Genomic DNA, 6749 nt, shown 5'->3' with positions numbered 1-6749 from the left:
TAAGCGGAGAAGAGCCCTACAAGTATGGAAAGTCACTAACTTTGTGCCATGCGTTAATAGACCAGTTCAAGGCGCAATGCCCCTCGACCATCATCGAATAATTTACTTAATAAAGTGGCTTCAGGCTTGTTCAACACTCGGGATTTAGTGTTGGCTGCGCAACACCTTAATCCTTATTTGTGTACGCCCAGCATGGGCATGAACTAATGAGGTGAAAGTCCTCTGTAGGAAGATCACCGTTCAAATAACGTACTGTTATTAAACGTTAACTACTAGCGAATGGCAAGGGCTTACCCGCGAGGGTTGGTCTAGAGGAAGCCGCTAGCAAATTTGCGAGCTGATGAACAAGAACATCATATGAGGCGTAGGCTAGAGGTGAGTTGGCACAAGACGACGAAACCACGTGATCTAATGGCTACCGTAAATGATGCAGCAGTGCAAAGAAAGTTCATGTTCTTATCTGGGGAGATCTGCTTAGCAAGCGATCGTTAACTTAACCAGCTTGGCCTCTGGTTCAACGGGCCTGGCGTGTGAGCATCATCAACTTATGCGAGCGAAAGTGATGAATAACGATAGCGCGGATCGGAGCAATTCGGTCTGTGATTAAGCAGAAGTCAGCAGACGGCATAGTAGCCCAACGCCCATCGTAATGGATGGGACATGGTGAAGGCCTGAACATTTAGAAGAAGGAGGAGTCATGTCAAACTTGCCGATACCCACTACGTCGCCAGACGATTACTATCTGCAGCGTCTTGATCTGCAACCGGCCTTCAACAACGATCTATTTCAGCAACTGCTCAAGCCTGAAAATTTACACCGAGCATGGCGTCAAGTTAAAGCCAATAAAGGCGTGGCAGGCATCGATGGGATGACCATCGACGCTTTCCCGCAATGGATGCAACAAGGCGGCTGGCAACAGTGTAAAACCCAGCTTGAGTTAGGAGAATATCAACCTTCAGCGGTCAGGCGCGTAGAGATCGATAAGCCCGATGGCGGTAAACGTAAATTGGGGATCCCTAACGTTATTGACCGTGTCATACAGCAAGCGATTGCCCAAATACTCACCCCGCTATTTGACCCATTTTTCTCGGCTAACAGCTTTGGCTTTAGGCCGAACAGAAATGCCAAACAAGCGGTATTGCAAGTTAGGGATATCATCAAACAGAAACGCAATTTTTCCGTGGATGTTGATCTGTCTAAGTTCTTTGACCGAGTTAATCATGATTTACTCATGACTCAGCTAAGGAGTAAGGTTCAGGATAAGCGCCTATTGGCCCTTATTGGTCGTTACCTACGGGCTGGTGTGATGGTCAATGAGCAATTTGAAGCAAGCTTTGAAGGTGTTCCTCAGGGCGGCCCCCTCTCGCCATTACTATCAAATATTATGTTAGATAGTTTGGATAAAGAGCTGGAAAGCCGAGGGCATCAATTCGCCCGCTACGCGGACGACTTTATCATCTTGGTAAAGTCTCAACGAGCAGGTGAACGGATACTCAAAAGTATTACTCATTACCTAGCTACTAAGCTGAAACTGGTTGTTAATGAACAGAAAAGCCAAGTGGTTAAAGTAAGTCAAAGTAAATTTCTAGGTTTTACATTTAACCGAGGCAAGATCCAGTGGCATGCTAAAACGCTGCACATTTTCAAACAAAAGATGAGACGGCTGACGAACCGAAACTGGGGCGTAAGCATGAGTTATCAACTGTTTAAAGTGCGGCAATACCTGCAAGGTTGGATCAACTACTTTGGCATTGCCAATGCCTATCAAGGGTGTGTCGACCTAGACCATTGGATCCGTCGTCGCGTACGTATGTGCTACTGGCGTCAATGGCGAAAACCACGGACTAAAGTACAAAACTTACTTAAACGTGGTGTCAGGATCCAATCAGCCGTTGGCTGTGGTATCACAAGTAAAGGTCCATGGCGAAGTTCGAAGACCCCCGGAATACAGCAAGCACTGAGTAATGAATACCTTAAGAAAGCGGGACTATTTTCACTAAGAGATGGATGGATCGCAGTTCATTACCCTAACCAGAAAGTTTAGGTTAGGCGTTCTAAATGAACCGCCCTGTGCGGAGCCGCATGCAGGGTGGTGTGGGGGCTGAGGGTTAGACACCCTCGGCTACCCGATTAGATTTTGCCATCAACAGGTGCAACTTTTAATCGTTTGGCACATTCATCATTGCGAATGTCTTTAGGAATTTGAACAAATTGTAGGAAGTCCGGAAAACCAGTCATTTTGATACATATAACTAGTAAATCCTCGCAAAACTCTAAAATGTTAGTAACAAAAACTAGTAGGTCTTTTGCTATAGGTGCTTTAGGATCATCATTCCTGTGCCAATATGGTTCACTAAGCTTGTACTGCTTAGAATAAGGATCCGGTATTAGTTCAAAGTTGTGAATATGCAAATTACCAGAATAGCCACCAGGATGCTCAACCGCATTACGCATAGCAACTACCGACTTTATCCATAAATCATGATCTTGCTTAATTAGCATAGCAAGTTCTGAATCTTCACCAAATTTATCAACAGCCCAAGAATGAATCTTATCAAAACGAGCTTCGTTAAACTCTTTACCGAAGAATAATCCAAAAAGTTTTGAAAGGTCTCTTAATGCCGATTTAGCACAATACAAAAATTGTTCAACACGCTGTTCTAATCGTATCAAATGTGGGACCTCAATAACTCGACCTTGAGACTGAGTTATAAGTCCGTTTTCATTTAACTCTTCCACAATTGCCATGATTTCTTTTGATATTTCTTGTGCAATATCATCACACTCTAACAGCCTAGGCTGAACTTCTCCATGATAGAGTGCAAATACATCATCTTGTCTATTTTTTTCTAAGCTACTGAATTGTATAAGTTCACTAGTTTGTATTGAGAGCCTAGCAACAATAGGATTCGCAGTACCATGCTCTGAAACTTGTTTAAGTTGAAATGTCACAATGTCCCCTTAAAAATCTAACATTTTAATATCGTGCAGGCACGGATTCACACTTTCAGTGTATCCCAAGCCCACCACTTAACCAACTGAAAAATAAGAATATAATGCAGTATAAATCCGATTTTTCAGGTGCAAACCGTGCAAACACACATTGCTTCCAATTCAAGGCACGTTATCACTGAAGAACTTCCATTTAGTTATCGACTATTCAATAGCTTAGAAACACTTTAACAACGTATTCGTGCGTAATTGTGTTTGAAGATCAGTCTCTAGTGGTCTAGTGGGTTAGAACTTTAGGCATGAGGAAAAGTAAGACAAGTTCCTGAGTTTGAATCTGAGTTCAATCCCTCTCTGGCTCACTTTGGGGCAGAACTTTGCTAACGATGATCACTGCTGATAAAACTCTGGACTGAAGTAAGCACTGAGTACCATGCAGTTAAAAAGTGCGTTATTACTTGTTGGTGTGGTAACTAAGCATACCTATTCGTCCTCCATAAGCTTTATTCTAGCCGTCATCCAGCAATTTCAATCAGGCATAATTAAATCTTCGTGGGTATCATCTCTACGATTTCTGAGTTGGAGTATCAAAAACAATGAGCGTGATAAAACGTCATGAACGACAGATAAAGAAAGTGTGCGACTTTATAGATAGTAACCTAGACGACGAGTTCTCACTTGAGCATCTCAGTACTGTGGCTGCCAGTTCAAAGTACCACTTTCACCGTATCTTTAAGGCGTTTATGGGGATCAGTGCTATGCAGTATGTGTTACTTGCACGAATGAAACGAGCTTCCTTTAGGTTAGCATTTGAGTCAGAGTTCAGTGTTACTGATATTGCTTTTGAAGCTCAATTCGAAAGCCTAGAAGCTTTTACCCGTGCTTTTTCAAGGATATTTGGGCAAACACCTTCCCAATTTAGAAATCAGCCTGAGTGGCGTTCTTGGCACTCAAAGTATGAATATCATCCACCAATAACAGGAGAAAGTGTAATGGATGTTCAAATCGTAGATTTCGAAAAAAGAGAAGTTGCATTAATTGAACATAAAGGTAGCCCACGACTAGTATACGAGACAGCAGCTAAGTTTATAAATTGGCGAAAATCAACAGGTTTATCTCCAATAAAAACCAGCGAAACATTTGGTATTCCTCACTCAGACCCAAGCGATACGCCAGATGATCAGTTTCAGTTTGATATCTGTGGCTCGCACGAAGGAGAGGTTCCAGATAATGCCTATGGAATTAAATCTGGAACAATACCAAGTGGGAGGTGCGCCATGGCAGTCCATAAAGGAAGCCATGACAGCATTGGCGATACCGTTTATCACTTATATCAAAAATGGCTGCCAAATAGTGAAGAAGAATTAAGAGACTACCCTTGTTACTTCCGTTACTTAAATTTTGTTCATGAAGTAAATGAATGTGAGTTGTTAACGGAGATCTACCTACCAATTAAATAGTATGTGGCTATGAGCGGTGGTCAGCGTATCAAACCACCGCCGATTTGTTACATGTTGCTTGGTATAGGTGCTTTTTATTGCGGTTTCTCTGTTGCTAACCATGAGGAAAAATAAGGCGACTTCAGTGACATGGTTCTCTTCTGAGTAATTACGTTAACGCGAAATGGGGCAAAAATGAGTTTCAGGAATTCTAATATTAGTGATTCATGAATAACTTTTTATAAGGCAAATTTGCCAATTAATACGCCTTTGTACAGTGCGCACTTTGTCTGATTATGTTTAATGGTGCATATCTTATATATGTATTGCAACCTCTTGTATTTAGAGGTTTTATCATTGAAGTATCGCGAAATGAGTAAGAATTACATTTTTCGAGAGTTAGAGTGCCAAATGACAAAGGAAGAGGTTGCTGAACTGTGTTTTAAATCTGTGAGAACTGTCACAGGTTGGGATGAGGGAAATCCAATCCCGCCCGAGTGCAAACGGCTTATGAGAATGGCAAAAGGTCGAGAACTAAGCATTAGCGAAGACTGGATACAGTTCAAAATGTTATACGACAGAATGGAGCTGCCGACTGGCCAAGTGGTGAGGCCTCAACAAATATTGGCAGGAATTGCACTTTTGGGAATTCAGTCAGAGTTAGAGATTAAGACTTCAACCCACTTACTTGGGCTTGCTAGAGCGATAGCGAATATTAAGAGATAGGATTAGAAAAGCATGGTTTTCTCAAGGCCAATTCAAAACTTAGTTATCCTGGTTCGCATGAAGTGATCTTTGTTGATAAGGTGATTTTGACTGGAGTGAAGACACGTCCTGTTTAGATACCCAGTCCTCCTTTTTGGTCATATCAGGAGAAATAAGCCGGACTCATTGAGTTCGGCTTTTTTGCTAACGTAAAGCTGGACAAGCTTTATACATTTACTTTCTATAGCCAAGTAACACTTCTTCATAATTATCAAGTAACTTTGAATTGATAACTTTGTTTTTTGGTATGTCAAATAGCTCACAAAGCGTATAAACACTAGAAGTGAATGGTTCGCCAATATAAGGTGATATGTAAATCGCTTCAATTAGTGTTGATACGTCAATATCAACCAGTATAGGACTTGGCTTATAGGCTGCCCATTCCTTTGCATTCATACCTTGAGGCACTGAGTACAAACGTACTTCATTTTCATGTGCATACTCTTTTCTTTTAAGTAAAGGAGATGTGACCCCATCTGTTAGGCAGTCCTGTGGCGTTAACTTATCGCACAAAAAATCTAGGTACTTTACACGTCCCATCAATAATGGAACTGTAGGCTCACAAAGATTAATGGCTGATTCTAACGAAGCTACAGTAGTTTTGATCGCAATTCCTTTCCCACTGTCTGAATACAATTTCCACATAGCTTCAGACTCACTATTACTGTGATACCAACAATGAACACACGTCGATTTTGAGATTTTGTTATGCCTTGGAATGATATTAGCTTTCTCTTGTTCCAATCGTGGCTTAATCGTAGATATTGCAAGAAGCTGCTGTTCAGTTGGCTTTATGAGGCCAGAATCGACTTGTTCTCTAAATACCTTTTCGGCTTGCAAGTTTCTTTGTTCAAGCTCTTTAAGTTGATCAAAAGCAATATCAGTCGTCAACTCAAAAATAATTTTTGGTACAAAGCCCTCAAATGGGTCTGTTTTTTGATAGTAGCTCAATGGTGTCATGAAAAGCCGTTTGTTATTGAGTAAATCAATTAACTTCTCGATTGACATGTATCTCCACAGTTCCATTTCACTATCTAGACTTTGTCCTACTTTAACTCGTTTCAATTAATTTACCCTTATATCAACATATCGCTATTAGACGAAACTCACTATGAGCGTAATTATACTAGTCTCTTTTATTTGTTAACAATTACTTACCGTAAGAATGAAAATAAAGAACTAGCGCGCAAGCTTGCAACTAGAGCAGGGTTTTGTGAGTGCTGATGGATAGGTCGAATTTACCCCCGTGATACAACACGGGGATTCACGACGAACAGCATTAGAAGAATGGATAACTTCTAGTAGGGCAAAACCCCATGAACAGGATGTGAATGAGTAAAAGGTCTATCCAACAATGGGGCAGAAATGAGCTAGAGCTACTACTCTAATGATTCATTAGAACAAATAGCAGCGTACCAATACGATCGCTACCATTTTAAGAGGATACTTTATTGGGCTGCATAGGGTTAAAGGAACGTTTTTGTGCCCAAGCAGCGGCCAATGAATACCTAGTTTAGAATAAAGACATTTAACCCGTTCCTACTCTCTCGTACTGGCCTTATACCTGAAATTACATTCACTCTCGATGGATATCCT

General features: G+C 41.2%; 5 protein-coding genes. 3 read left to right on the top strand and 2 right to left on the bottom strand.

The genetic code is table 11. The features are described 5' to 3' along the window. Positions 1-697: 697 nt before the first annotated feature. On the top strand, positions 698-2044 hold the full coding sequence (gene ltrA / locus AB4589_RS18965; RefSeq protein WP_102502984.1) for a group II intron reverse transcriptase/maturase: 1347 nt from the start codon (positions 698-700) through the stop codon (positions 2042-2044). Between the two features lie 86 nt (positions 2045-2130). Here the strand turns inward: ltrA and AB4589_RS18960 are convergent, their stop codons facing one another. After that, a complete protein-coding gene (locus tag AB4589_RS18960) occupies positions 2131-2952 on the bottom strand; it encodes a hypothetical protein (protein ID WP_102556581.1) in 822 nt (273 codons plus the stop codon). Between the two features lie 593 nt (positions 2953-3545). Between AB4589_RS18960 and AB4589_RS18955 the strand changes: the two genes are divergently transcribed. Together AB4589_RS18955 and AB4589_RS18950 are read left to right on the top strand one after the other, a co-directional pair. After that, complete coding sequence (locus tag AB4589_RS18955) at positions 3546-4409, top strand: GyrI-like domain-containing protein (protein ID WP_017102204.1); 864 nt, start codon at positions 3546-3548, stop codon at positions 4407-4409. A gap of 336 nt (positions 4410-4745) precedes the next feature. Then, the gene (locus tag AB4589_RS18950) at positions 4746-5114 is read left to right on the top strand and encodes a phage protein (RefSeq protein WP_102370497.1); all 369 of its coding nucleotides are present in this window, start codon (positions 4746-4748) and stop codon (positions 5112-5114) included. A gap of 213 nt (positions 5115-5327) precedes the next feature. On the opposite strand, the gene AB4589_RS18945 is transcribed toward AB4589_RS18950, so the two are convergent. Beyond that, the gene (locus AB4589_RS18945; protein WP_372101502.1) at positions 5328-6218 is read right to left on the bottom strand and encodes a DUF2971 domain-containing protein; all 891 of its coding nucleotides are present in this window, start codon (positions 6216-6218) and stop codon (positions 5328-5330) included. Positions 6219-6749 lie beyond the last annotated feature (531 nt).

The sequence above is a fragment of the Vibrio sp. 10N.222.49.A3 genome, assembly GCF_041475145.1.
Classification (GTDB): Bacteria; Pseudomonadota; Gammaproteobacteria; order Enterobacterales; family Vibrionaceae; genus Vibrio; species Vibrio tasmaniensis_A.
This window is presented reverse-complemented; position numbering and strand designations above follow the sequence as displayed.

Excerpts from the sequence above, each read along its gene's own strand:
- ltrA (WP_102502984.1), top strand. The coding sequence starts at position 698 with ATGTCAAACTTGCCGATACCCACTACGTCGCCAGACGATTACTATCTG.
- AB4589_RS18955 (WP_017102204.1), top strand. The coding sequence starts at position 3,546 with ATGAGCGTGATAAAACGTCATGAACGACAGATAAAGAAAGTGTGCGAC.